Origin of the sequence: Marinomonas sp. THO17, assembly GCF_040436405.1 — a bacterium.
In the GTDB taxonomy this organism is placed as follows: Bacteria; Pseudomonadota; Gammaproteobacteria; order Pseudomonadales; family Marinomonadaceae; genus Marinomonas.
The window spans coordinates 3,213,397-3,237,237 of record NZ_AP031575.1 but is presented as its reverse complement, the minus strand read 5'-3'; the positions used below and the strand labels follow the sequence as shown (position 1 = coordinate 3,237,237).

At 44.1% G+C, this 23,841-nt stretch carries 22 protein-coding genes and 1 tRNA gene; 7 read left to right on the top strand and 16 right to left on the bottom strand.

All coding sequences use genetic code 11. The features are described 5' to 3' along the window. The first annotated feature begins 105 nt into the window (after window positions 1-105). The 5 genes from rpsU (at window position 106) to ABXS85_RS15290 (ending at window position 6,533) form a co-directional block, all read left to right on the top strand. A complete protein-coding gene (rpsU, locus tag ABXS85_RS15310; RefSeq protein ID WP_009835737.1) occupies window positions 106-321 on the top strand; it encodes a 30S ribosomal protein S21 in 216 nt (71 codons plus the stop codon). Window positions 322-442: 121 nt separating this feature from the next. Next, window positions 443-889 (top strand): GatB/YqeY domain-containing protein, encoded by a 447-nt coding sequence (locus ABXS85_RS15305; protein WP_353667393.1) that lies wholly within the window; start codon window positions 443-445, stop codon window positions 887-889. A 5-nt stretch (window positions 890-894) separates the two neighbouring features. Then, window positions 895-2,850 carry a DNA primase gene (gene dnaG / locus ABXS85_RS15300; protein WP_353667392.1) on the top strand — a complete coding sequence of 652 codons (1,956 nt, stop codon included), beginning with the start codon at window positions 895-897 and terminating at the stop codon, window positions 2,848-2,850. A gap of 114 nt (window positions 2,851-2,964) precedes the next feature. Continuing rightward, window positions 2,965-4,806 carry an RNA polymerase sigma factor RpoD gene (gene rpoD, locus ABXS85_RS15295; protein WP_353667391.1) on the top strand — a complete coding sequence of 614 codons (1,842 nt, stop codon included), beginning with the start codon at window positions 2,965-2,967 and terminating at the stop codon, window positions 4,804-4,806. Between the two features lie 317 nt (window positions 4,807-5,123). Beyond that, a complete protein-coding gene (locus ABXS85_RS15290; RefSeq protein ID WP_353667390.1) occupies window positions 5,124-6,533 on the top strand; it encodes a PhoH family protein in 1,410 nt (469 codons plus the stop codon). Window positions 6,534-6,590: 57 nt separating this feature from the next. Here the strand turns inward: ABXS85_RS15290 and ABXS85_RS15285 are convergent, their stop codons facing one another. The 4 genes from ABXS85_RS15285 to ABXS85_RS15270 all read right to left on the bottom strand — a co-directional run bounded on the left by ABXS85_RS15285 (window position 6,591) and on the right by ABXS85_RS15270 (window position 10,920). Continuing rightward, window positions 6,591-7,217, bottom strand: coding sequence for a bifunctional 4-hydroxy-2-oxoglutarate aldolase/2-dehydro-3-deoxy-phosphogluconate aldolase (locus tag ABXS85_RS15285; RefSeq protein WP_353667389.1), 627 nt, complete (start codon window positions 7,215-7,217; stop codon window positions 6,591-6,593). A 64-nt stretch (window positions 7,218-7,281) separates the two neighbouring features. Continuing rightward, window positions 7,282-8,757 (bottom strand): glucose-6-phosphate dehydrogenase, encoded by a 1,476-nt coding sequence (gene zwf, locus ABXS85_RS15280; protein WP_353667388.1) that lies wholly within the window; start codon window positions 8,755-8,757, stop codon window positions 7,282-7,284. A 19-nt stretch (window positions 8,758-8,776) separates the two neighbouring features. Beyond that, a complete protein-coding gene (gene glk / locus ABXS85_RS15275) occupies window positions 8,777-9,751 on the bottom strand; it encodes a glucokinase (RefSeq protein ID WP_353667387.1) in 975 nt (324 codons plus the stop codon). 104 nt (window positions 9,752-9,855) lie between these two features. Beyond that, complete coding sequence (locus ABXS85_RS15270; RefSeq protein ID WP_353667386.1) at window positions 9,856-10,920, bottom strand: GGDEF domain-containing protein; 1,065 nt, start codon at window positions 10,918-10,920, stop codon at window positions 9,856-9,858. Between the two features lie 274 nt (window positions 10,921-11,194). Between ABXS85_RS15270 and ABXS85_RS15265 the strand changes: the two genes are divergently transcribed. Then, window positions 11,195-11,518 carry a hypothetical protein gene (locus ABXS85_RS15265; protein ID WP_353667385.1) on the top strand — a complete coding sequence of 108 codons (324 nt, stop codon included), beginning with the start codon at window positions 11,195-11,197 and terminating at the stop codon, window positions 11,516-11,518. Window positions 11,519-11,526: 8 nt separating this feature from the next. Here the strand turns inward: ABXS85_RS15265 and ABXS85_RS15260 are convergent, their stop codons facing one another. Then, window positions 11,527-12,549, bottom strand: a complete 1,023-nt coding sequence (locus ABXS85_RS15260; RefSeq protein WP_353667384.1) for a DUF3080 family protein — start codon at window positions 12,547-12,549, stop codon at window positions 11,527-11,529. Between ABXS85_RS15260 and ABXS85_RS15255 the strand changes: the two genes are divergently transcribed. Then, entirely contained in the window at window positions 12,548-12,958 is a 411-nt protein-coding gene (locus tag ABXS85_RS15255; protein ID WP_353667383.1) for an acyl-CoA thioesterase, read from the top strand. The two genes, ABXS85_RS15260 and ABXS85_RS15255, sit on opposite strands and share 2 nt — an antisense overlap. A gap of 79 nt (window positions 12,959-13,037) precedes the next feature. On the opposite strand, the gene ABXS85_RS15250 is transcribed toward ABXS85_RS15255, so the two are convergent. From ABXS85_RS15250 to tpiA, 11 genes are all read right to left on the bottom strand, one after another. Further along, a complete protein-coding gene (locus tag ABXS85_RS15250; protein ID WP_353667382.1) occupies window positions 13,038-13,637 on the bottom strand; it encodes an LPP20 family lipoprotein in 600 nt (199 codons plus the stop codon). A gap of 121 nt (window positions 13,638-13,758) precedes the next feature. Beyond that, on the bottom strand, window positions 13,759-15,867 hold the full coding sequence (gene pnp / locus ABXS85_RS15245; RefSeq protein ID WP_353667381.1) for a polyribonucleotide nucleotidyltransferase: 2,109 nt from the start codon (window positions 15,865-15,867) through the stop codon (window positions 13,759-13,761). Window positions 15,868-16,044: 177 nt separating this feature from the next. Then, the gene (gene rpsO / locus ABXS85_RS15240) at window positions 16,045-16,314 is read right to left on the bottom strand and encodes a 30S ribosomal protein S15 (protein WP_353667380.1); all 270 of its coding nucleotides are present in this window, start codon (window positions 16,312-16,314) and stop codon (window positions 16,045-16,047) included. 87 nt (window positions 16,315-16,401) lie between these two features. Then, window positions 16,402-17,331, bottom strand: a complete 930-nt coding sequence (gene truB, locus ABXS85_RS15235) for a tRNA pseudouridine(55) synthase TruB (RefSeq protein WP_353667379.1) — start codon at window positions 17,329-17,331, stop codon at window positions 16,402-16,404. Between the two features lie 9 nt (window positions 17,332-17,340). Next, complete coding sequence (gene rbfA / locus ABXS85_RS15230; protein WP_353667378.1) at window positions 17,341-17,730, bottom strand: 30S ribosome-binding factor RbfA; 390 nt, start codon at window positions 17,728-17,730, stop codon at window positions 17,341-17,343. Window positions 17,731-17,742: 12 nt separating this feature from the next. Beyond that, the gene (gene infB / locus ABXS85_RS15225; RefSeq protein ID WP_353667377.1) at window positions 17,743-20,316 is read right to left on the bottom strand and encodes a translation initiation factor IF-2; all 2,574 of its coding nucleotides are present in this window, start codon (window positions 20,314-20,316) and stop codon (window positions 17,743-17,745) included. 26 nt (window positions 20,317-20,342) lie between these two features. Further along, window positions 20,343-21,833, bottom strand: coding sequence for a transcription termination factor NusA (nusA, locus tag ABXS85_RS15220; RefSeq protein ID WP_353667376.1), 1,491 nt, complete (start codon window positions 21,831-21,833; stop codon window positions 20,343-20,345). Window positions 21,834-21,861: 28 nt separating this feature from the next. Then, a complete protein-coding gene (rimP, locus tag ABXS85_RS15215) occupies window positions 21,862-22,323 on the bottom strand; it encodes a ribosome maturation factor RimP (RefSeq protein WP_353667375.1) in 462 nt (153 codons plus the stop codon). A gap of 248 nt (window positions 22,324-22,571) precedes the next feature. Beyond that, window positions 22,572-22,657 (bottom strand) — tRNA-Leu (locus ABXS85_RS15210). A 19-nt stretch (window positions 22,658-22,676) separates the two neighbouring features. Further along, window positions 22,677-23,030 (bottom strand): preprotein translocase subunit SecG, encoded by a 354-nt coding sequence (gene secG, locus ABXS85_RS15205; protein ID WP_353667374.1) that lies wholly within the window; start codon window positions 23,028-23,030, stop codon window positions 22,677-22,679. Between the two features lie 3 nt (window positions 23,031-23,033). After that, complete coding sequence (gene tpiA / locus ABXS85_RS15200; protein ID WP_353667373.1) at window positions 23,034-23,783, bottom strand: triose-phosphate isomerase; 750 nt, start codon at window positions 23,781-23,783, stop codon at window positions 23,034-23,036. Window positions 23,784-23,841: the final 58 nt, after the last annotated feature.

Genomic DNA, 23,841 nt, shown 5'->3' with positions numbered 1-23,841 from the left:
TCTGTCCCACAGAAACGAGTTTTGAAAGCATATACAATACAAGGTATGATGCACGCCGTTTTTGTGAATAACTTAAACATACAACAGATTATTAAAGGTAGAAACATGCCAGCAGTTAAAGTAAAAGACAACGAACCATTTGACATCGCTCTACGTCGCTTCAAGCGTTCTTGTGAAAAAGCAGGTGTTTTGGCTGAAGTTCGTCGTCGTGAATGCTACGAAAAACCCACTACTCTTCGCAAACGTGCTGCAGCCGCTGCGGTTAAGCGTCACGCTAAGAAAGTTTCTCGCGAGCAGAAAAAATTCCAACGTTTGTACTAAGCTAACCTGCTGTATACAAACACCTAGACCTTTTCCGTGATTAGGTTTATAAAAACGGCTAGTTTTAAAAACTAGCCGTTTTTTTATTTAACCGCTTTTGCTTAACCTATAAGAGGCCCTCATGTCAGAATTAAAAGCACATATTTCCGATACGTTAAAAACCGCCATGCGTGCAAAAGAAAAGCATCGCGTCACTGTTATTCGTACTATCTTAGCGGAATGCAAGCGCGTGGAAGTCGATGAACGTATTGAGTTAGATGATGCTCGCGTAATTGCCATTCTTGACAAAATGAGCAAGCAAAGAAAAGATTCTATTCAGCAATTCACAGAGGGAGGTCGCGACGATCTCGCTCAAGTGGAACAAGACGAATTGGCTATCATTGCCGAATTTCTTCCAACCCCACTCAGTGAGGACGAAATCGCTGAAATCGTAAAAGCTGCGATTGCTGAAACAGGCGCAACCTCCATGCAACAAATGGGCGCGGTAATGGCCATTGTTAAACCTCAAGTGCAAGGTCGTGCCGATATGGGGCAAATCAGCAAACAAGTTAAAGCACAGTTAGGTTAAATCCTATGGCGGGACGCATTCCGGATCAGTTTATTGATGAGCTATTGGCTCGCACCGACTTAACCGATGTGGTGTCGTCCCGTATCAGTCTGAAAAAAACCGGGCAAAACTACAGTGCCCTATGCCCATTCCATAACGAAAAAAGCCCCTCCTTTAGTCTTAATCCTAACAAGCAATTTTATTACTGCTTTGGCTGCGGCGCAGGCGGTAACGCTATTTCGTTCGTTATGGAACACGATCACCTTGATTTTGTTGAAGCCATTGAAGTCCTCGCCAAAGACGCAGGCATGGAAGTGCCACGCGAGCAAGGTGCCCCTGATCGTTATGAGCAAAACGCTGAATTACTTAAGCGACTTTCTGAAAGTTCTACCTTCTTTCAGCGCCAGTTAATTGAGCACCCCGACAAACGCAAAGCCACAGACTATTTATCCAAAGAACGCGGTTTATCTGGTCAAATCGCCAAAGTATTTGGCTTGGGTTATGCCCCAAGCGGTTGGGATAATTTATTAAAAGCCGTTGGTCAAAGAGCAGAACATCAAGAGCAATTGTTCCGTGGCGGCATGCTGATCGAAAAGAAAGATCAGGCAGGTCATTATTATGACCGCTTTCGTGATCGTATTATTTTTCCTATCCGCGACTCTCGTGGTCGTGTTATTGGTTTTGGCGGTCGCGCTTTTGGTGACGAAAAACCTAAGTACCTGAATTCTCCTGAAACACCCGTTTTCCAAAAAAGCCAAGAATTGTATGGCTTATTTGAAGCCAAGCAAAACACTCAACAGCTGGATCAAATCATAGTGGTTGAGGGCTACATGGATGTCATCGTATTAGCACAACACGGTATTACTAATGCGGTTGCCACTTTAGGTACCTCTGTTAATAGCAACCACATTCGCAAATTATTCAAATTAGTGAGCAAAGTCATTCTTTGTTTTGATGGTGATAAGGCTGGACGCTCGGCTGCTATACGCGGTTTGGAAGCTTCTTTACCCGTCATGCAAGATGAAAAACAAGTTCGCTTTTTATTTTTGCCAGAGGGAGAAGACCCGGATTCACTGGTTCGTAAAGAAGGAAAAGAGGTTTTCAATCATCGACTCGAAGATGCCGCTTCCTTGTCACACGTTCTCTTCGAGCACGCCAGAAACCAAGTCACGCTAGCAGATGAAGAAGGTGAAGCGCAATTTGCTCGAAATGCCATGGGTATGATTCAGCAAATCCCAAAAGAACTGACATTTCGCTCAATTTTAATTAAGCAACTCAGTGAGCAATCCGGTATCGACAGTGAGACCTTAGGACACACCGCCCTTCCTAAAAACAACCCCAGCCATTCTGTTAATAGTAGTGCTAATAACACAGAAACAGAGATAAATAATCACTTTGATCAGGACCAAATCTTTCATCATGAGGATAACTTTGCTAATGACAGTTATCATCCAGCTTATTCTGCTGAAACCTATACAGGTAGCAATAAACAATCAGGGTACAAGGGAAGATTTAGTAAACGCAAAAATGAAAACACCTTACCTCCAGCCCCATCCAGTTTGAGTAAAATCAAACAAGCCTCTTTATGTTTACTCTTGCACCCTCACATTGCGCAACAGCTTGATATTCCAGATCCCATTATCAATCAGGCCAATGACGAAATAAAAATTTTTAGCAAAATATGGAGATATTTCACAAAAAATCCGAAAAACAATGCGGGTCATCTACTGGGTGAATTGGTAGATAATGCCATATATTTTGGAATTATTGATTTATTAAACCATCAAGACGCGATAAACAAGCAAAAAATCAGTAATTCCAAGCAAGAAGTGCAAGATATGGTATCGACACTTGAGCGAGATTTGGGTTTGACTAACAGTAAAGAGCGCTTGAAAAATAAAGGCAACGAATCCATAAAGGATACGAACAGCAAACAAGAACTGCGTAATTTGATGGATTTAATCCGGCAGAAAAAGTCATAAATTCTGTCTAAAAATCACTCAAAAAAGACAGGATTAAGTGGATAAAACTCATTGATTTTGTTATAATATGCGGCTTGCAAAACTTCAATTGAATTTCTAACGATAGGTTGTCGAATGCCAGACACTCAACAGTCACGTCTTAAAGAGTTGATCTCTAAGGGTAAAGAACAAGGTTACCTAACTTTTACAGAAGTTAATGACCACCTCCCCGATGACCTTTCAGACCCGGAGCAGGTCGAAGAAATCATTGCCATGATCAATGACATGGGCATCACGGTTTCAGAGTATGCTCCAGATAAAGAAAGCCTTCTTATGGAAGAAGGCGACACAACGGATGAAGCGGCTGCTGAAGAAGCCGCTGCCGCCCTTGCTGCGGTAGAAGGCGATATTACTAGAACAACAGACCCTGTACGAATGTATATGCGTGAAATGGGTACGGTTGAGCTATTAACTCGCGCTGGTGAGATTGCCATTGCGAAACGTATCGAAGAAGGTACACGCGAAGTCATGGCGGCCATTTCTTACTTCCCAGGTGCCGTTGATGTATTGCTTGATGCCTACGCTAAGGTGCAGGAAGAAGAAGGTCGTTTAAGCGATATCTTCAGTGGATTCATCGACGGTGACGGCGAAGAGCCCATATTTGAAGACAATGCTGATGAATTACCAATCGAAGACGAAGCAGAAGAAACTGATAACGACGACGATGACGACGATTCTGAAGCAAGCGAAGAAGAAACTGACAACGGCCCAGATCCAGAAGAGACAGCCCTTCGCTTTAATGAGATCTCACGAATTTACGATGAACTGAAAGTCTTGTTGGAAACTCGTGATCGCCAAGATGCTCTGGTGTTAAGCAAACAAGAAGAACTCAGTATTGCGTTTGCCCCAATCAAGTTGGTTCCAAAACTCTTTGATGAGCTGATTGATCGTGTGCGTTCTCGAATGGAAAAAGTTCGCGAGCAAGAAAGATTGATCATGCAAGTTTGTGTGCGTAAATCTGGTATGCCAAGAACCGAGTTCTTAAAGCGCTTCCCAAGTAATGAAACTAATCCTGATTGGTTACAAGAGCAAATTGCTTTAGGAGCTGACTACTCTAGCGCGCTAGAAGAAAACGAAGCAGAATTCATGCGCAGCCAGCGCAAGTTGCGTGCTGTTGCGAAAGACACAGATTTGACTATCGCTGAGCTAAAAGAAATTAACCGCCGTATTTCGATTGGTGAAACTCGTGCTCGCCGTGCTAAGAAAGAAATGGTTGAAGCCAACTTACGTTTGGTGATTTCCATTGCTAAAAAGTACACTAACCGTGGCCTACAATTCTTAGATCTGATCCAAGAAGGCAACATAGGTTTGATGAAAGCCGTGGATAAGTTCGAATATCGACGTGGTTATAAGTTCTCAACTTACGCAACTTGGTGGATTCGTCAGGCGATCACTCGTTCGATTGCTGACCAAGCACGTACTATTCGTATTCCAGTACACATGATCGAAACCATCAACAAGCTGAACCGTATCTCTCGTCAGATGCTGCAGGAGATGGGTCGTGAGGCGACACCAGAAGAACTAGCTGCTCGTATGGATATGCCTGAAGACAAGATTCGTAAAGTCTTGAAGATAGCCAAAGAGCCTATTTCTATGGAAACACCTATCGGTGACGATGAAGATTCGCATCTTGGCGATTTCATTGAAGACGATGGCGCAGAATCACCTATCGACATTGCGACAATCGAAGGGTTACGTGAGTCTACGACCACTGTTCTTGCTGGCTTAACTGCCCGTGAAGCAAAGGTACTAAGAATGCGCTTTGGTATCGACATGAACACAGATCACACTCTGGAAGAAGTCGGTAAACAGTTTGATGTAACGCGTGAGCGTATTCGTCAGATTGAAGCGAAAGCACTACGTAAACTCCGTCATCCAAGTCGCTCAGAGCATTTACGCAGTTTCTTGGACGAGTAAATATCACTCCAATTTGAAAAGCCGTTACTGACCATAACGGCTTTTTTATTGCTTTTTATTCAAAAACTTAAATAAAAACAAGCATCAGACACCAAATTGTCATACACTCGAATTAGAGTTTGGATAAAGACAGCGAGGTTTAGCTTGTACAAAAGCCAATATTATCCACACATCCTCCCCTCTCTCTGCACATTAACAGGTGGCAGAAACACATTTTTCGCTGCAATTTCTTTTATTTACTACTCAGTTCAAAGCATTTTTCGAAGCCGATTCTTAACAATCCAAAAACTTCACCCTGACTACAGGAGTACTTGTCTATGGAAAAAATCTACGTTCTCGATACCAATGTGTTACTTCATGATCCATTAGCTATTTACGCGTTTGCCGAGCATATGGTGGTCATTCCCATGACGGTATTAGAGGAGCTCGATATCATCAAAGATAGGCGTGACAAAGACGTCAGCCGAGAAGCCAGATTGGCCATCAACACCATAGACAAAATAGTAGGTGACGCGACACCAAGAGAACTGCAAGCTGGTGTTCCTATTCATACCCTAGACAAAAACACAGACAACACAGAGCAAACCAAGGCCTGCGAAGGCTCTCTAGCCATTTTTCCTGACCAACAAATCACTTCCACTGACAATGTCCCCTTCCTTAATGGCAACCATGACCATGCTAACGATAATCGTATAATTAATGTGGCACTCAGTCTTCAGGCTACGCATCTGAGATCTTCCGTCTGCTTGGTCACCAAAGATATTAATATGCGTATCAAAGCCAAGGGCTCTGGCTTAGAAAGGGTTGAAGACTATCGTAAGGACAAGGTGCTAGACGACTTGGATTTAATGACCAAGGGCTACGTAGAATTCAGCGGCAGTTTTTGGTCTAGCATTGACAGTGTCAGAACCGAAGCTCACGGGCAACACACAGTCCACATCATCAGTAAAAGTTTACTCAATAATCTGTATTTAAATATGTTTGTTGTCGATGATGAAGATTTTGTCGGCTTTGTCGTCAATATAGATCAGGAATACGTTTATTTACTGGACATCAATAAACAACATTTAATGCACCAAAATTTTTGGGGTATCCAGCCAAGAAACCTTGAACAAGCCATGGCATTTTACTTACTACGTCACGAGAACTCAGATCTTATGGTCATGACAGGGCCAGCTGGCTCAGGTAAAACTCTATTAGCACTGGCTTATGGCTTACAGGTCACCATGGAAGAGAAACGCTTCAATAAAATCATCGTCGCTCGCTCAACACCTCCTATGGCAGAAGACATTGGTTTTTTACCGGGAACAGAGGAAGAAAAAATGGCTCCTTGGTTAGCGGCATTTGATGACAACTTGGAAATCCTCCATGGCGCGGATGAGCATTCTATTAGCAGCATTGATTACGTAAAACAAAAAGCCAACATTCAATTCAAATCACTGAATTTTATGCGTGGCCGTTCCTTCAACAACGCTTTGATCATAGTTGATGAAGCGCAAGGTTTAACTCAGTTCCAACTCAAATCCATTGTGACACGAATTGGTAGCAACTCTAAAATCATTGTGTTAGGCAACTTAGCTCAAATAGACAACAAGTACATTACGCCACTCACTTCAGGATTAACTTACTTAGTAGAAAAGTCAAAATCCTTTAAGTACGCGAGCATCATGCATGTTAACGGCATTGAAAGAAGCCGTTTAGCAGAATTTGCTGAAGAAAATCTGTAACACAAAAAAGGGAAGATGACGCATCATCTTCCCTTTTTGATATTTCATCTGACAATGCTATTGAGCGACCGACTTGGCCAGTTCAGTGATCTCATCCCACTTACCAGCTCGAACCAAATCTGTCGGCACTATCCAAGAACCACCAACACAAAGCACATTATCTAATGCTAAGTAATCACGGAAGTTATTGGCACCAATACCACCAGTTGGACAGAATTTAATCTGAGGTAAAGGACCACCAAAGGCTTTCAAAGCTTTGACGCCACCGTTGACCTCAGCTGGGAAAAATTTGAAGCGATCATAGCCGTACTCCATTCCCAAAAGCACATCAGAAATGGTTGCCACTGCTGGTAGATAGGGCACATCATATTCGTTACCGACCGTTAATAGGTCTGCAGTCATTCCAGGACTGATGATGAACTGAGAACCGGCTTCAATAGCTTGCACATACTGTTCACGAGAACATACAGTACCGGCACCGACAATAGCGTCTGGTACTTCTTTACGCAGCGCAGCAATGGCATCTAAAGCAGCGGGTGTGCGCAAAGTGACTTCCAGCACAGGCACACCACCAGCTACTAAGGCTTTGCCTAAAGCGACAGCTTGATCAACATCGTCTACAACAATCACAGGCACAACAGGCGTGGCTGTCATCACCTGCTCTGCAGTATAAGTTTGTGTCATTTTATTTTCCTTTTTCGACTCTTTTGCTCAGCTTATTCTATCGATTACTACTGCCTAAATTCACTCAGTAGTCATGCCAATTACGGCCATCTTTAATTGGCAAGGCCATGGAAGCGGCAGGCCCCCAAGAACCAGCAGCGTATTCTTTTGGACGTTCGCTGGTCTGACTCCAAGCAGACATAATACCGTCAACCCATTTCCAGGCAGCCTCTACTTCGTCATAACGCATAAACAAGGTAGCGTCATTACGCATTACATCCAGCAATAAACGCTCGTAGGCTTCTGGACTGCGTTTGTCATTAAAGGCTTCCGTCAAACTCAGGTTAAGGTCAACAGGTTGCAAGTTCATTCCTTCACTAGCCCCCGGTACCTTATTCATTACTGTAAGGGAAATTTTCTCTTCTGGCTGAAGACGAATCACTAACTGGTTACGCTGCAGTTGACGATTGCTTTCGTCGCTAAAAATGCTGTGAGGTACAGATTTATACTGAATAACAATTTCTGAGTAACGCTGACCTAAACGCTTACCTGTGCGCAAGTAGAAAGGCACGCCCGCCCAACGCCAATTATCAATATCAGCACGCAAAGCGACAAAGGTTTCGGTACGAGAATCTGGATTACTGCCCTCTTCATCAAAGTAGCCTTGCACCTCTTTGCCTTTGATCATGCCTTTCGCATACTGGCCACGAACGGTTTTAGTATAGGCATTGGCTCCTAGAATTGGACGTAATGCTTTCAATACCTTGATTTTTTCATCACGAACGGAATCAGAGTCCATTCGACCGGGAGGCTCCATTGCCACCAAGCACAACAATTGAATCAGATGGTTTTGCACCATATCGCGCATGGCGCCAGCTTTGTCATAGTAACCCCAACGTCCTTCAACACCGACTGTCTCAGACACGGTGATTTGCACATTATCAATGTGCGCGCTGTCCCAAAGAGGCTCAAATAAAGTATTACCAAAGCGAATAGCCAACAAGTTTTGTACCGTTTCTTTACCTAAGTAATGATCGATACGAAATGCCTGTTGTTCTTTAAAGTTTTTCATTACTTCGTCGTTGATCGCACGGGAAGACATTAAATCGCGACCAAGTGGTTTTTCCAGTACCACACGCATACGATCTTGGTTTAAACCATGAGTTGCTAACGAAGAACAGATGGAGCCAAACAAATCTGGAGAAGTGGCCAAATAGAAAACAACATCCCTATCATCACCGCCGACTTGATGATCATTGAAACGAGCAAAATCAGATTCTTGTTGAGCGTCAACAGAAACGTAACTTAAACGCTCCTTGAAACGTGGCCAAATTTTATTGTCACCTATGCTCGAGGGTACAAACTCATCCAAAGCATCGCGTACTTTGGTTTGGTAATCCACATCGCTCACTTCACGTCGAGAAGCCCCTATGATGCGAGTCGTTGGTGCTAATAAGCCATCCATATCTAAATGATACAAAGCAGGCAATAACTTACGCATGGCGAGGTCGCCACCGCCACCAAAGATAACCACATCACAGGCTTTTAAACTGGCCTTCATTATTTTATCTCCAACTAATCTAGGCTTTCGACACAAGATAGGAAGCATAACATGCACATCCCATCAGGCCTGGGTATTCAGACATCACAACAAAGGTCGGTATAGGTGATACAAACTCTTTCATACGACCTTTGTCATGCATAGCTTCACGGAAGCCACTACACAATATATCCTTCAAGTAACGTGGCACTATACCACCGGCAATATAAACACCGCCACGGGCTTCGACAGATAGTACTAAGTTCCCTATCACTCGACCTAAGAAAACAAAAAATTGTTCAAGTGCGGCTTTTGCAATAGGGTCATTTCCTACTGTTAACGCCTCGCCAATTTCTGGCGCACTAAGACGCTTTTCAAGGCCTTCGCGAGCGGCAAGTGCTTCGTAAATATTTTCCAGCCCCATGCCAGATAAAACACGTTCCGCCGACACTCTTTTGTGTCGTTTGCGCAAAAACACCAGAATATCATCTTCGACTTCATTACAAGTAGACAAGTCCACATGACCACCCTCTCCGGGCAGCACAATGTTTGGCCCATTATCTTGTGGCACCACACAAGCCACGCCCAACCCAGTACCAGCGCCTATTACCCAACTGGCACCTTGCGGATCCACTTTACTTGGTTCGCCCAACTGAACTTTATCTTTTTCTGGCAAGACTTCAAGACAATGACCAATAGCATCAAAATCATTCAATAAGGCGACTTTTTTATCCACGCCAAAATAATTTTGCACCTCTTCTCGGCTGAACTGCCAAGGGTTATTGGTAAAGCGTATCACAGGCTGATTGACTGGGCCTGCGATAGCAAGCACAACGGCATCAATATCTTTCATAGCAACACTGCAATGGGCAATATAATCGGCTGCTGCAGCAAAGAAAGTAGTGTAGTTCTTACAGGCTAGCACTTTTACTTCAAGTGGCTCAAATTGGTGAATGGGCACTAAGGCAAAACGCGCATTAGTACCGCCAAGGTCGGCAATTAAAGCATGGGACATATGTGAACCCTAAATTCATTTTTTTGAAATTTTACAACAAAATACAGGCAAAAAATACCGATTTTTATAAAGCAAATAGGAAATAATGTAATAAAATTACAAAACTATCTTAGCTTATTTAAAAATTTAAAGACCTTGGTTGGCACCAATCTTTTACGGTTATTTTTATAGTCGTAGAGACGCTCATCTGCAACTTTTAGCAGATGTTTATAGTTACTTGGAACATCGGATAAAACACTGGCTCCACCATAGCTAATAGTAATAGGAACCAAATTGGATTTATACCTTAAAGGATTAGACTGTAGGTATTCTTGAATAGATTCAGCCACCGCAATGGCTTGTTCGTAACTTTTACCTGGCATCACGAAAACAAATTCATCTCCGGCAAAGCGAAATGCCAAACCTTGTTTATGTACGTATTTTAGTAGTCGCTTGGCAATGTACTCTAACACCTCGTCACCACAGTTATGGCCTAAGGTGTCATTGATGGACTTAAAGGCATCACAATCAATAAATACCACGGTTAAATCACGTTCTTGTTGCTTAGAACGAGCGAATTCGCGATCTAACATTAGCTCTAATTGTCGACGATTCAATAAGCCTGTTAATGGATCACGGGTCGCCAAATACTCCAGTTTTTCTCTGGCCGTTACATTGCTCAAACAAATGGAGATCTTGATTGCCAATTGATCCAATAAAAAGGTGTCCTTGGTATTGGCATCGTAACGACTGATGTCTGCATCTGCCTGACAAAATAAACCAACCAATTCTCCATCAATGGTCAAAGGAGAAATCGCCACTGACCCAATCACATCACGATATACAGAGGGAATAATTTCTCGACAAAAACTCAGGTTAGTATTCACCAAAATGGTTTTACTGCTTGATTTAATGATGTCTACCATTGCACCGCGGCGGGTAAACAGCACGCGATCACGTAAATCAGGTAATTTTTCTAGGCTTTCAATTAGGTGAGATAAAGGCGCTTCGTTAATTAAATTGACCCAAACATAGGGTACATTGAACTGTTTCTGAACTTCTTTGGTCAGAGTCGAAACAAATTGATCGCAGCGTCCAATCGACAAAATACAACGCTCTATTTCAAAAAACTTGCGTGCAATGGCTTCATTGTGCCTAACATTGTCAATTAATTCGTTAATATCCTGCATTCATAACGCCCTGCCACAAGATCCTAGCAGCCAACTAGTCCCTGATACATAAATCAAAAAATATCATTTCTACAAGATCTTATAGTACGATGCTTGAGCAATTTCAGCCATCTTTAGCGTGTAATTAAGCAAGCTTTCTACAAAAAATTACAATCAGATCAAGAGATTCCAAGCATCTCACCTTTATTTTGCAGACAGAAATATTTCATCGTCTCACTTAAGAAAACCCAATCAATGCCGATAAAAGTGACAAATCTATTCAGTAGGTAGCTTGATGAGCATTAGAGAAATCGTCGAGACACAAGTCACACAAAGCAGCATTACCGGCCAGTCCGTTTCGGGCAGCCCACAGTTTGCTTTGATGATGAGCTTATTCAGCCAACCAGGTCCTTCTCTGATCAATAGCAAGGACAAATTAAATGCACACTCGCCTCATGCCATTACTCGTCCTATGCAGTTTGCTCATGGTATCGCCAGTAACCCTGAGGCCAATATTGCTTTATTAAAAGCTTTAAATGAAGAACCTTTAGCAGACGGCCCAAGCTTTGAATATGATCTAGTGGAAAGCTTAGAAAATCAAATTAACACTCGGGTCTGACACCGCCACTAATTGCTCGGCGCGATACCAACACCACAAAGCGTAAACCACTGACTCCAGGCCCTAGCATGTTGCTGTGAAGCAAGCTGATAACGACGCCATTCACTTTGTTCTGCCGACATGTCGAACTGCGTCAGAAACACCATCATCTTAGGACTAAGAAAAGACAATTCCGCCAACTGATTTAACAAGGGTAACACCTGATAAGCCGTCTGACTGATGCGCCCCATATAAGGCTGAATTTGCTTAACATAATGCCGCTCAAACTGTTGTTTCAAATAGGCCATAGGAGCGCCACAATCATCTGCTGTTAACGCCTGAATTTGTTGCCCTACAGCGGTGAGATAAACTCGAATTTGAACCAAGCTAAATAAGAGCCTTCCTGCGTATTCACTGTCCATCATGACTTTTAAGTTTTGTTCAAACTGCTCACTGTCCAGCTTAGGCAAAGTCTGCATCTGCTTTCCCAGTTGAACCAATTGCGTAAGAGCATTAATCAAGTCCTGTTGATCCGCAGTGCGGTAGGTCAACGGAAGAAAACCATTCGACAGGCTGAAAAAAGCCTCACTTTCTGCGCCATTAAAAATCCCATTGCCAAAGGCTTTGGGAAGCTCTACACGCTTCTGTTGTGCTACCTGTTCGAGTGTTTGCGCCAATTCCTTATCCTTTATCGAACAACTTTCAATGGCTCTGATAATATCTATTTCATACAGAAAACGCTGACTGTCAGCCATGACACGTCCTAGAATGCTATTCTTTCTACCGGCCACAATACCCACATCACATTGCTGTAATGATAAAAACTCCAGCAAACTCACATCAAAAGTCGATAAGCTATTGGCTCGGTCTCGCGCTGTTGGCAAGCTGATTGGCATTAGTATTGCTGGAGAATCCAGACGAATTAACTGGGAACGATTCAAGTCCGCTACATAGTCATCTAATAAGTTTTGAGCTTGATAACGACTATCACAACCACTTACCAGTATAATAAGACTCAAATAGAATATTGTGTAAAAAGGTTTTAAGTACATGAATAAGCTACTCATTCAGAAGCGTGAAGAAATCTCCGAAACTCGTGTGGCCAAAATGGTCTTTCCTGGAACCACTAATCATTATGATACTCTATTTGGTGGCATCGCTTTGCAATGGATGGATGAAGTAGCTTACATAGCAGCAACACGTTTTTCCCGTAAACCCATGGTCACCATATCCACTGAAAAAGTGGATTTCAAACAGCCTATCCCATCAGGTATTTTAGTCGAGCTTGTAGCCCGTGTCGTTCATGTTGGTCGAACTTCTTTGAAAGTCGAAGTCATTATATTTCTGGAAGAACTGCACAGTGACAAACGCACTAAGGCCATTACAGGGCATTTTAACTTCGTTGCTGTCGATGCGAACAAAAAGGCCACACCGATATTTGATGAAGATGGCAATTTATAGCCTCAACAGAGACGCTTGCATACACAAAAAAGCGGCCATTCCCCTTTCTAAGAATGGCCGCTTTTATCTAATCATTATCTTAATTAGAGTGACGTTTCGCGATTTCTGCAGCCAACTCTTCAAAGCTCTTGTCAGATTCAAGCTTCTGGTACAAAGCTGCTTCATTCTTCATGGAAGTACGTAAAATGCTCTCAGCGACGCCTTCCACTTGTGATGGATCTAAACCAACCAAAACCACAAGACCACCGCTAGGTGTTGGCATTTGACGAATCACGCGCGAGCCTACAAGTTGTTGCTCTGTGACTTGTTTGGTCACAACACTATTCACACGATCCACCGTTTCCGCATCAGCAGCGCCTGTTGTTTCAACGTACTGCTTCACCATGTTTTGAAGGTCAACACTTAAAATTTGTGCCAATTCAACACGAGCTGAGGTCGCAGCCATTTGCTTCATGTAATTCGGACCCGCCGTAGACTTCTCGCTGTAGCCTACCGCAGACAAAGCGACACCTTCTACCGGTGCACCACATACCCAATCAGGAGCGGCTTGATTTGAGCCATCTGCAAATACGCAGCTAGGCGCAGGTGCAGGCGCAGCAACCTCTTGTTGTACAACCTCTTTACTACAAGCAGCCAACAACACGCCAGCAGCAAATACACTCACTAATTTTAGTTTCATGACTTTTTCCTTTTTACATCCAGAAACATGGAAAGATAAGAATACTATGATCTATGCTTATTAAGAACAAAAAAGGCGCTTTTCAGCACCTTTTTTTAAGCATAAGACTCGCTAACAGATATTACTCAGCAAACGCGGCTTTTTCTTCTTCGGTTACGTCTTTCATGGACAGCTTGATACGACCACGCGCATCCACATCCAATACTTTGACAATCACTTCTTGATCTTCCGCTAGGAAATCCGTTACCGCACGAATACGCTCTTCAGCAATTTGTGAGATGTGAACCAAACCATCTTTACCAGGCAAGATGTTTACGAAGGCACCAAATTCCGCCAAACGCACAACTTTACCTTTATAAAGTTTGTCTACCTCTGCTTCTGCTGTGATTTCATGAATCTTCAGCAATGCGGCATCAGAAGACGCTTTATCTGCAGCGTAGATACGGACGGTACCGTCATCATCAAGATCGATAGAAGCACCTGTTTGCTCAGTAATAGAACGGATAGTTGCACCGCCTTTACCAATCACATCACGGATTTTCTCTGGATCAATCTTAATGGTCGCCATAGAAGGCGCATTTGGAGACACTTCTGGACGAGCGTAACCAATAGTTTTCGCCATTTCACGAAGGATATGAGTACGAGCTTCCAACGCCTGACTCAAGGCGATGTCCATGATTTCCTCATTGATACCTTCGATCTTAATGTCCATTTGCAAAGCGGTAATACCTTCTTCGGTACCTGCTACTTTAAAGTCCATGTCACCTAGATGGTCTTCATCACCTAGAATGTCAGTTAGGACTGCAAAGCCATCGTCTTCTTTAACCAGACCCATGGCGATACCAGCAACCGGAGCTTTAAGAGGCACACCAGCGTCCATCATAGATAGAGACGCACCACATACCGATGCCATAGAACTGGAACCATTAGATTCAGTGATCTCAGATACCACACGAATAGTGTATGGAAATTCTTCTTCGGTAGGCAGAACCGCTTGAACGCCACGACGCGCCAGACGACCGTGACCAATTTCACGACGACCAACCCCTCCCATACGACCACACTCACCAACAGAGTATGGAGGGAAGTTGTAATGCAACATGAAGCTGTCTTTTGACTCACCAGCAAGACCGTCAGCAATTTGCGCATCACGGCTAGTACCCAAAGTACAAGTTGCAATGGCTTGCGTTTCACCACGAGTAAACAAAGCAGAACCGTGAGTTTTCTTCAGCATACCCACTTCAACAGCAATCGGACGAACGGTTTTGTTGTCACGACCATCGATACGCGGTTTGCCATCGATAACACGACGACGCACTATGTTTTTCTCAAGCTTACCAAAGGTCGCAGCCACGTCGGCTTCAGAGTATGGGCCTTCTTCTGTCACTAAAGCAGCAATGGCCGCTTCACGAACTTCACCCAACTTAGCGTAACGATCCATTTTATCACTAATGGTGTAAGCTTCTTCGATTTGTGCAGCGAAACCAGACTGAACGGCCGTTTTTAGCTCTTCGTTAGTGGCTTCTGGTGCCCAGTCCCAACGTGGCTTGCCAGCTTCAGCGGCAAATTCGTTAATGGCATTAACTGCTGCTTGCATTTCTTTGTGTGCGAACAAAACCGCACCCAACATTTCGTCTTCTGTCAGCTCTTGTGCCTCAGACTCAACCATCAATACCGCGTCTTTTGTACCAGCAACCACCATGTCTAGTAGTGATTCTGTCAACTCGGAGTTAGTTGGGTTCAGTAGGTAACCAGACTCATCAGTAAAGCCAACACGGGCAGCACCAATTGGGCCATTAAATGGGATGCCAGACACAGCAAGCGCTGCAGAGGTTGCAAGCATTGCTGGAATGTCCGCGTCTAAATCAGTATTAGTCGACATAACGGTACAAACAACTTGTACTTCGTTCATGAAACCTTTTGGAAACAATGGACGAATTGGACGGTCGATCAAACGAGACGTGAGGGTTTCTTTTTCGGAAGGACGACCTTCACGCTTCAAGAAACCACCTGGAATTTTACCTACCGCATAGGTACGCTCTTGGTAGTGTACTGATAATGGGAAAAAATCTTGACCAGGATTAGCGCTCTTTGCACCAACCACAGTTGCAAGCACTTGCGCATCCCCCACAGTACATAGCACAGCACCTGTCGCTTGACGTGCGATGCGACCTGTTTCTAAGGTCACTTCTTGGTTTCCGTATTGGAAGGTTTTTGTTGTAATACTCACTGGTATTCCTTAACTTATTTTTTGTAACTTTCTCCCAAAGACATGCTTTAGTAGCCAGTACTCAGATATGTTCTTAATACACTATCAAGGAGTAAGAAAAACACATTTGAAGTACAGGCTGTCCCTTGGGAGGCCAATAAAAAAAGGGCCATAGATTTCTATGGCCCTTCTTCAGTCTTAGCGACGTAGACCTAACTTTTTGATCAAGCTAGTGTAACGCGCTGCGTCTTTACGCTTAAGGTAGTCCAACAATTTACGACGTTGGTTTACCATGCGGATTAGACCGCGACGAGAATGATGGTCATGGATATGAGCTTTAAAGTGACCTTGTAGACCTTCGATGTTCTTAGTCAACAATGCAACTTGTACTTCAGGTGAACCAGTGTCGCCTTCAGCAACTTGAAACTCTTTAACCAATGCTGCTTTAGCTTCTGCAGACAATGCCATAATCTTTATCTCCAAATAATAATATGCGATTTAAAATAAAGGATAGCCGAGCATATTTTCAGTTACCCTAAGCGAGCTAGTTTAACACTATTTGTTGGCTAACTCACTGGTATTTATAAGTCGATGTGGCTTAATAAAACGATCTTTTATCATGCCAAGGCCTAAAAAACGATGTTCCGCTTGATTATATAATCTCACCAAGCTGCCTTTCGCCAAATTGGTATGATTTTCAACCTGACGACCAAACACCATTTCCCTTGCTTCGAGCGCTGACAATTCTACCTGATCTAGATGTGCAACGGCAGTATCCATAGACATTAATTTTGCATCTAATTGTACTTCACCGGCTTCAGCCAAGGTCATAAATTCTTCCAACGTCATCATGTCTTGCGAATCATAACCCGCCGTTGACACACGATGCAGAGATTGCAAATGCGCACCACAACCCAAAGCCTCACCAATGTCTTCCCCTATAGTGCGAATATAGGTTCCTTTTGAGCACTGCACATCCAGTGTCAAGGTATCTTCCGTTCGTGACACCAAGGTAAGGTTGGATATAGTCACTTGACGACGTTTACGCTCAATCACAATGCCTTTTCGAGCGTATTCATACAAAGGTTTACCTTGGTGTTTCAAGGCTGAATACATAGGGGGAATTTGTTCAATTTCGCCACGAAAACGATCAAGAATGACTTCAAACTCTGCGTCAGACAACTGTGGAACGGCTTCATCACTCAAAATCTCGCCCTCCATATCCCCTGTCGTGGTACGTTTGCCCAACTTCAAACAGGTGATATAACGCTTATCAGCGTCTAGCAGGAATTGCGAAAATTTGGTGGCTTCGCCCAGACAAAGCGGTAGCATACCGCTCGCTAAAGGATCAAGCGCACCTGTATGACCAGCTTTTGCCGCTCGATACAAACGACGAACCTTTTGCAAGGCTTGATTAGAACTTAGGCCGAGTGGCTTGTTCAGTAGCACAATACCGTCTACTGAACGCCATTTGGTTTTTGACATAAAACTGGATTACTCGTCTTCGTTCCCGCTTTTGCTTTGATCATCACGAATTGCTTCGTCAATCAAAGCCGACATACGGGAGCCATTCACCACACTCTGGTCGTAATGAAAACGCAAATGAGGCATCACTCGCAATTTCACTTCTTGTGACAAGCGACGACGCAAAAAGCCTTTTGAGCTGTCTAACGCCGCCTGATTCTCAGCCAAGACTTCTGGCTGATCGTCTTTACCTAACACAGTGTAGTACACGTCCGCGTAGCCCAAATCTTTCGCCACACGCACTTCGTTAATGGTCACCAAGCCTAAACGAGGATCTTTCACTTCAAACTGGATCAAGGACGCCAGCTCCTTTTGGAGCTGGTCACCAATCCGACTAGTACGACTAAATTCGCCTGCCATGATTTTGTCCTATTAAAGAGTACGCGCAACTTCGATGGTTTCGAAAACCTCGATCTTATCGCCTACTTTGACATCTGTGTAATTCTTCACACCGATACCACATTCCATGCCGCGGCTCACTTCGTTTACCGCATCTTTGAAGCGACGTAGAGATTCCAGTTCACCTTCGTAAATCACCACATCATCACGTAATACACGAATCTGCTTGTTACGGTAAACCGTCCCTTCAAGCACCATACAACCAGCAATCAAACCGAACTTAGGTGAACGGAAGATATCACGTACTTCAGCCGTGCCTTGAATCTCTTCACGAAGATCCGGTGTCAACATACCAGACAAGGCTTGTTTCACATCATCGATGATGTTGTAGATAACACTGTAGTAACGTAGATCAATGCTTTCACGCTCGATAAACTGCTTTGCAGAACTGTCTGCACGTACGTTAAAACCAAAGATAACCGCTTCTGAGGCCAAGGCCAAAGTCGCATCTGTTTCCGTAATGCCACCGACACCGCTGGAAACAATGTTTACTTTTACTTCATCAGTATTAAGATCAGTCAAGGACTTGATCAAGGCTTCCAATGAACCACGTACGTCGGCTTTCAAGACCACGTTCAAAGTACGAACTTCGTCTTTACCCATCTCAGAGAACAAGTTCTCCAACTTCGCAGAATGCTGGCGCGCAAAACGCACTTCACGGTATTTGCCTTGACGGAAATTGGCGACTTCACGCGCTTTACGCTCATCAGCAACAACAATGAATTCTTCTCCGGCTTCTGGCGTACCATCCAAACCAAGAATCTCGGCAGGGATAGACGGACCCGCTTCATTAATTGACTTACCATTTTCATCAAGTAAGGCACGTACACGCCCCATTTGCAGACCGGCAAGAACAATATCACCTTTACGCAAAGTACCATTTTGTACCAACAAGGTTGCCACTGAACCACGACCACGGTCTAGACGAGCCTCGACCACAACACCTTTTGCTGGCGCGCTTGGTACTGCACTCAATTCCAATACTTCAGCTTGCAATAACACAGCTTCAAGCAATTCTTCAATGCCTTGACCTGACTTAGCAGATACCCCTACGAATTGAACGTCACCGCCCCATTCTTCAGGTACAACTTCTTGCGCTACCAATTCATTCTTAACACGCTCAACATCAGCGCCTTCTTTGTCTACCTTAGTGATGGCAACCACCATAGGTACTTCTGCTGCACGGGCATGCTGAATAGCCTCAATGGTTTGCGGCATAACACCATCATCAGCAGCACACACGAGAATAACTATGTCCGTGGCTTTGGCACCACGGGCACGCATAGAGGTAAAGGCCGCGTGTCCAGGTGTATCCAAGAAGCTGACCATACCATGTGGTGTTTCTACGTGATAAGCACCAATGTGCTGGGTAATGCCACCAGACTCACCCGCAGCTACGCGGGTAGTACGAATGTAATCAAGTAACGAAGTCTTACCATGGTCAACGTGACCCATGACAGTTACAACAGGAGCACGCTTAATGGCTTCACCATCATAATCAATGGCATCCACTACATCGTTTTCTAATGCATTTTCATCAATGTACTTAACCGTATGACCCATTTCTTCGACAACCAAGGTCGCCGTATCACGATCGATCGTTTGGTTAATGGTCGCCATGGCACCCATTTTGAACATCACCTTAATGACTTCTGCGCCCTTAACCGCCATTTTTTCAGCTAAATCCGCAACAGTAATACTTTCAGGCAAGGCCACTTCGTGAACAATTTTCGCCGTTGGCTTTTGGAAGCCGTGCTCTTGTTTCACCGGTTTTTTATGCTTACGACCCAGTTTACCACCGCGACGACTAAACTCTTCTTCATCGTTTACGTTGATACGAGTACGCTTGTTCTCAGGGTTGTTACGACCGCGAGGCTTATCTTTCTCTTTGTCATTATCATGACGAGCGCCCTTTTTGCCTTTAGGCGAAGCGTTAGACTTTTTATTGTCCATCGCTGGCTGAGATGCTTTTTTCGGCGCTTTTTTCTGCTTTACTTCTTCCACGGGTTCAGCCGCTCCTAGATCGGAGACATTTTGCTCCGTTGCATTTTGCACGTCTTCGTCCAAAGTGGCTGCGGCTTTTTCCGCTTCTTGACGCGCTTTTTCTTCAGCTTCTACTTTCGCTGCTTTCTCTTCTTCAAGCTTACGCTCAGCTTCTAAGCGAGCCTGCTCTTCCGCTGCTTGACGAGCTTGCTCTTGCTCTTCAGCAAGACGTTTTGCCAATTCTTCCTGTTTTTGCGCCTCTTCGTCAACATCATCACGCTTAACGTAGGTACGTTTTTTCTTCACCGCTACGTTGACCGCTTTACCACCATCACCACTTGTTAGCGTACTGGTTTTCTTACGTTGTAACGTAATTCGTTGATTACTATCACCTTCTTCACCGTGTTGGCGTTTTAAATAATTTAATAACACTTGCTTTTCAACTTCAGAAACTTCTTGCTCCGCTGCAGTGTGCGGTAAACCAGCTTCTTTCATCTGAGCTAGTAGCTTATCGACTGGCTTGTTAACCAGTTCGGATAGTATCTTTACGGTTTGAACTGTCATTAAGTTCCCCCTCTTGTACTCAGATTTTATTCAGATTCAGTAAACCATGGTGCACGAGCTGTCAAAATTAAGCTGGCTGCGCGCTCTTCCGTCATACCTTCCACGTCCAGCAATTCGTCTACCGATTGCTCTGCTAGATCTTCCATAGTAATCACGCCTTTAGAAGCAAGAACTAGGGCAAGATGATTGTCCATTCCTTCCATTGTCAACAAGTCTTCTGCTGGCTTAGCGCCATCAAGCTGCTCTTCTGCTTGCAGCGCTTGATTCAATAGAGCTTCTTTGGCGCGTGAACGCAGTTCGTTTACCAAATCCTCATCAAATCCGTCGATGTCTAACATTTCTTCCATAGGCACATAAGCCACTTCTTCAAGTGATGTGAACCCTTCTTCTACCATTTGAATGGCTAAATCGTCGTCGATATTCAAACCAGAAACAAATAGGTCAATCAGTTTCTGTGATTCTTCTTGTTGCTTCGCTTGCGCATCTTCACTGGTCATGACATTCAATGTCCAACCCGTTAGAGAAGAGGCTAAACGAACATTTTGGCCGTTACGACCAATGGCTTGCGCCAAGTTGTCTCCTTTTACCGCCACATCCATAGAGTGTGCGTCTTCATCAATCACAATAGAATCGACTTCAGCAGGTGCCATGGCATTGATTACCAATTGTGCAGGGTTATCGTCCCACAATACGATGTCGACACGCTCACCATTCATTTCATTTGAAACCGCTTGCACACGAGCCCCACGCATACCAACACAGGCACCAATAGGATCGATACGACGGTCATTGGTTTTGACTGCGATCTTAGCCCGCAAACCTGGATCACGAGAGGCACCGCGAATTTCGATCACTTCTTCTGCAATCTCAGGCACTTCCAAGCGGAACAATTCCACCATGAAAGCAGGATCATTACGCGACAGAATTAATTGCGCACCGCGGTTGTCTTCACGAATTTCCAACAACAAGGCACGAATGCGATCATTCATACGGAAAGTTTCACGAGCAATCAATTGATCTTTTGGCAAATTTGCTTCGGCATTTTCACCAAGGTCAATAATCAAGCTATCACGAGTCACTTTCTTTACTTGACCGTGGACCAATTTGCCCACTTTCTCCGCGTACAAAGCCACCATCTTGGCGCGCTCTGCTTCACGAACTTTCTGAACAATAACTTGTTTTGCTGTTTGTGCAGCAATGCGGCCAAATTGTTCAGATTCCACTTCCTCTTCATAGACTTCACCTATGCCGAGACCTAAGTTTTGCTCTTCAGAATCATCAATTGTTAATTCAAACGCCGGGTTTGAATAATCTTCGTCGGCAACAATGTTCCACTGACGGTAAGTTTGATAGTCACCAGAACGCTGATCGATAGACACTCGAATTAATGCATCTTCTTCAAAACGACGCTTGGCAGCACTGGCTAAAGCAATTTCAACAGCTTCGAAAATAACTTGCTTCGGAACATCTTTTTCGTTTGAAACGGCTTCTACTACCAAAAGAATTTCTTTGCTCATCCTTTTAGCCTCTCTTAAAGGTTAATTTTTAAAATTGTGGAACAATATTGCCTTTATCGATTAAATCGATTGGCAACAAGTATTCTTCTTGATCGACGCGAACGACGACATCCTCATTTTCAATGCCCACTAATTGGCCTTTAAATTTACGACGCCCATCAAATGGCACACGTAAACGCAAAGACACTATGGCACCAACATAGGCTTGATATTGAGCCAAACTAAACAAAGGTCGATCCAGTCCCGGTGAAGATACTTCTAAGTTATATTCCCCAGTAATAGGGTCTTCAACATCTAGAATAGAACTCACTTGACGACTGACTCGAGCACAATCCTCGATGTCGATCCCTTTTTCAGCATCAGTTTCAATAAAAATACGCAGCACAGAATCTTTACCTTGCGATAAATACTCCATCCCCCAAAACTCAAACCCTAAGCCTTCCACGACAGGGCGAATAAGTTCTTCTAAAATCGTAAATTTAGCTGACAATCGTTTTCTCCGAAAAGTACGTTTTGATTTGCAAAACGCAGAAACAAAAAACGGGCTCAAGGCCCATTTATGCAGTTCAGATAACAAAAAACCCCATAAAGGGGCTCTCGGTGCTTGCATACTGACTTAGCTGCAAACATCCTTCTTTACAAACAAAGAAGGCAGTCAATCCGGACTATTAGCAGAGTCCCAAACAACTCTGTAGTAATAGCCGACATCATACAGAAAGTAAGACGTCAATTCAAGATTGGTGCCGATGGCCGGACTCGAACCGGCACAGCCGTAGGCCACCACCCCCTCAAGATGGCGTGTCTACCAATTCCACCACATCGGCAAAACCTGTTATCTCGTCGTTATTCCGTAACAGGAAGGTCAGACGACGCTTTTTTCTCTTCACCTAAGATGGGTAACTCAACGGCATCTTCTTGCACTTGTGCCGCGCTAGGTAAATCAATAGCACCAGAAACACTTTTTGCTTGCTCACTGGCATAGAAAGCCAGACCGAAGCTAGTAATGAAGAAAACCAATGCCAATACAGCGGTCAGCTTACCAAAGAAACTACTGCCACCTTGACTACCGAAAACCGTTTGTGATGCACCACCACCGAACGAAGCACCAGCGTCTGCGCCCTTACCTTGCTGCAACAACACCAATGCAATGATCGCAATTGCGGCGAGAACATGAAAAACTAAAATTAGCGCTTCCATCAATTAACCTGCTGCTTTGATAATGTCTAAAAACTCTTTTGCATCCAAGGATGCGCCACCTACTAAGGCTCCATCAACATCAGGCATAGTAAATAACTCAGCACTGGTTGAGGCTTTTACACTTCCGCCATAAAGAATCTGAACTCCTTCAGAAACTGACGCAGACAATCCTGCAAGATACGCTCGAATCGCCTGATGCACTTCTTGAGCCTGCTGCGCGCTGGCGGATAATCCCGTTCCAATCGCCCACACAGGCTCATATGCAATAACAATATCTTTAAACGCTTCGATACCAACCGTATCGACAACCGCTGCCACTTGACGCTCACACACCGCAATGGTTTGCTCTGCTTCACGCTCAGCAAGGGTCTCGCCTATGCATAACATAGGTTTAAAACCAGACGCCAAACAAGCCTTTACTTTCTCAGCGACCAGCTGGTCTGATTCGCCGTACAAAGAGCGACGCTCTGAGTGACCAATCAGCACATATTTCACATTGAAGTCAGCCAACATTGAGCAAGAAACCTCACCCGTGTATGCCCCTTTCGCTTGCTCACTCACATTTTGCGCAGCCAATGTCAGTTGACTATTAGCCGTTAAGTCAGCAACCTGAGATAAATAAGGGAATGATGGAGCAATGACCACTTCAGCACTAGACTTTGACCCTTCTAGTAAGCCATTAACCAAGTTCAAAATAGACTCTTTCGAGCCGTTCATCTTCCAGTTTCCAGCCACTATTTTTTGTCGAATCATAATCTAGCCCTTAAATTCGAGGCGCCCATTCTATGGAAAGCCTTTGTTGGTTTCAAGT

Bases quoted from the DNA above. Each gene is read 5' to 3' on its own strand.
- rpsU (WP_009835737.1), top strand. From the start codon at position 106: ATGCCAGCAGTTAAAGTAAAAGACAACGAACCATTTGACATCGCTCTA.
- ABXS85_RS15305 (WP_353667393.1), top strand. From the start codon at position 443: ATGTCAGAATTAAAAGCACATATTTCCGATACGTTAAAAACCGCCATG.
- dnaG (WP_353667392.1), top strand. From the start codon at position 895: ATGGCGGGACGCATTCCGGATCAGTTTATTGATGAGCTATTGGCTCGC.
- rpoD (WP_353667391.1), top strand. From the start codon at position 2,965: ATGCCAGACACTCAACAGTCACGTCTTAAAGAGTTGATCTCTAAGGGT.
- ABXS85_RS15290 (WP_353667390.1), top strand. From the start codon at position 5,124: ATGGAAAAAATCTACGTTCTCGATACCAATGTGTTACTTCATGATCCA.
- ABXS85_RS15285 (WP_353667389.1), bottom strand. From the start codon at position 7,217: ATGACACAAACTTATACTGCAGAGCAGGTGATGACAGCCACGCCTGTT.
- zwf (WP_353667388.1), bottom strand. From the start codon at position 8,757: ATGAAGGCCAGTTTAAAAGCCTGTGATGTGGTTATCTTTGGTGGCGGT.
- glk (WP_353667387.1), bottom strand. From the start codon at position 9,751: ATGTCCCATGCTTTAATTGCCGACCTTGGCGGTACTAATGCGCGTTTT.
- ABXS85_RS15270 (WP_353667386.1), bottom strand. From the start codon at position 10,920: ATGCAGGATATTAACGAATTAATTGACAATGTTAGGCACAATGAAGCC.
- ABXS85_RS15265 (WP_353667385.1), top strand. From the start codon at position 11,195: ATGAGCATTAGAGAAATCGTCGAGACACAAGTCACACAAAGCAGCATT.
- ABXS85_RS15255 (WP_353667383.1), top strand. From the start codon at position 12,548: ATGAATAAGCTACTCATTCAGAAGCGTGAAGAAATCTCCGAAACTCGT.
- ABXS85_RS15260 (WP_353667384.1), bottom strand. From the start codon at position 12,549: ATGTACTTAAAACCTTTTTACACAATATTCTATTTGAGTCTTATTATA.
- ABXS85_RS15250 (WP_353667382.1), bottom strand. From the start codon at position 13,637: ATGAAACTAAAATTAGTGAGTGTATTTGCTGCTGGCGTGTTGTTGGCT.
- rpsO (WP_353667380.1), bottom strand. From the start codon at position 16,314: ATGGCATTGTCTGCAGAAGCTAAAGCAGCATTGGTTAAAGAGTTTCAA.
- truB (WP_353667379.1), bottom strand. From the start codon at position 17,331: ATGTCAAAAACCAAATGGCGTTCAGTAGACGGTATTGTGCTACTGAAC.
- rbfA (WP_353667378.1), bottom strand. From the start codon at position 17,730: ATGGCAGGCGAATTTAGTCGTACTAGTCGGATTGGTGACCAGCTCCAA.
- infB (WP_353667377.1), bottom strand. From the start codon at position 20,316: ATGACAGTTCAAACCGTAAAGATACTATCCGAACTGGTTAACAAGCCA.
- nusA (WP_353667376.1), bottom strand. From the start codon at position 21,833: ATGAGCAAAGAAATTCTTTTGGTAGTAGAAGCCGTTTCAAACGAAAAA.
- secG (WP_353667374.1), bottom strand. From the start codon at position 23,030: ATGGAAGCGCTAATTTTAGTTTTTCATGTTCTCGCCGCAATTGCGATC.
- tpiA (WP_353667373.1), bottom strand. From the start codon at position 23,783: ATGATTCGACAAAAAATAGTGGCTGGAAACTGGAAGATGAACGGCTCG.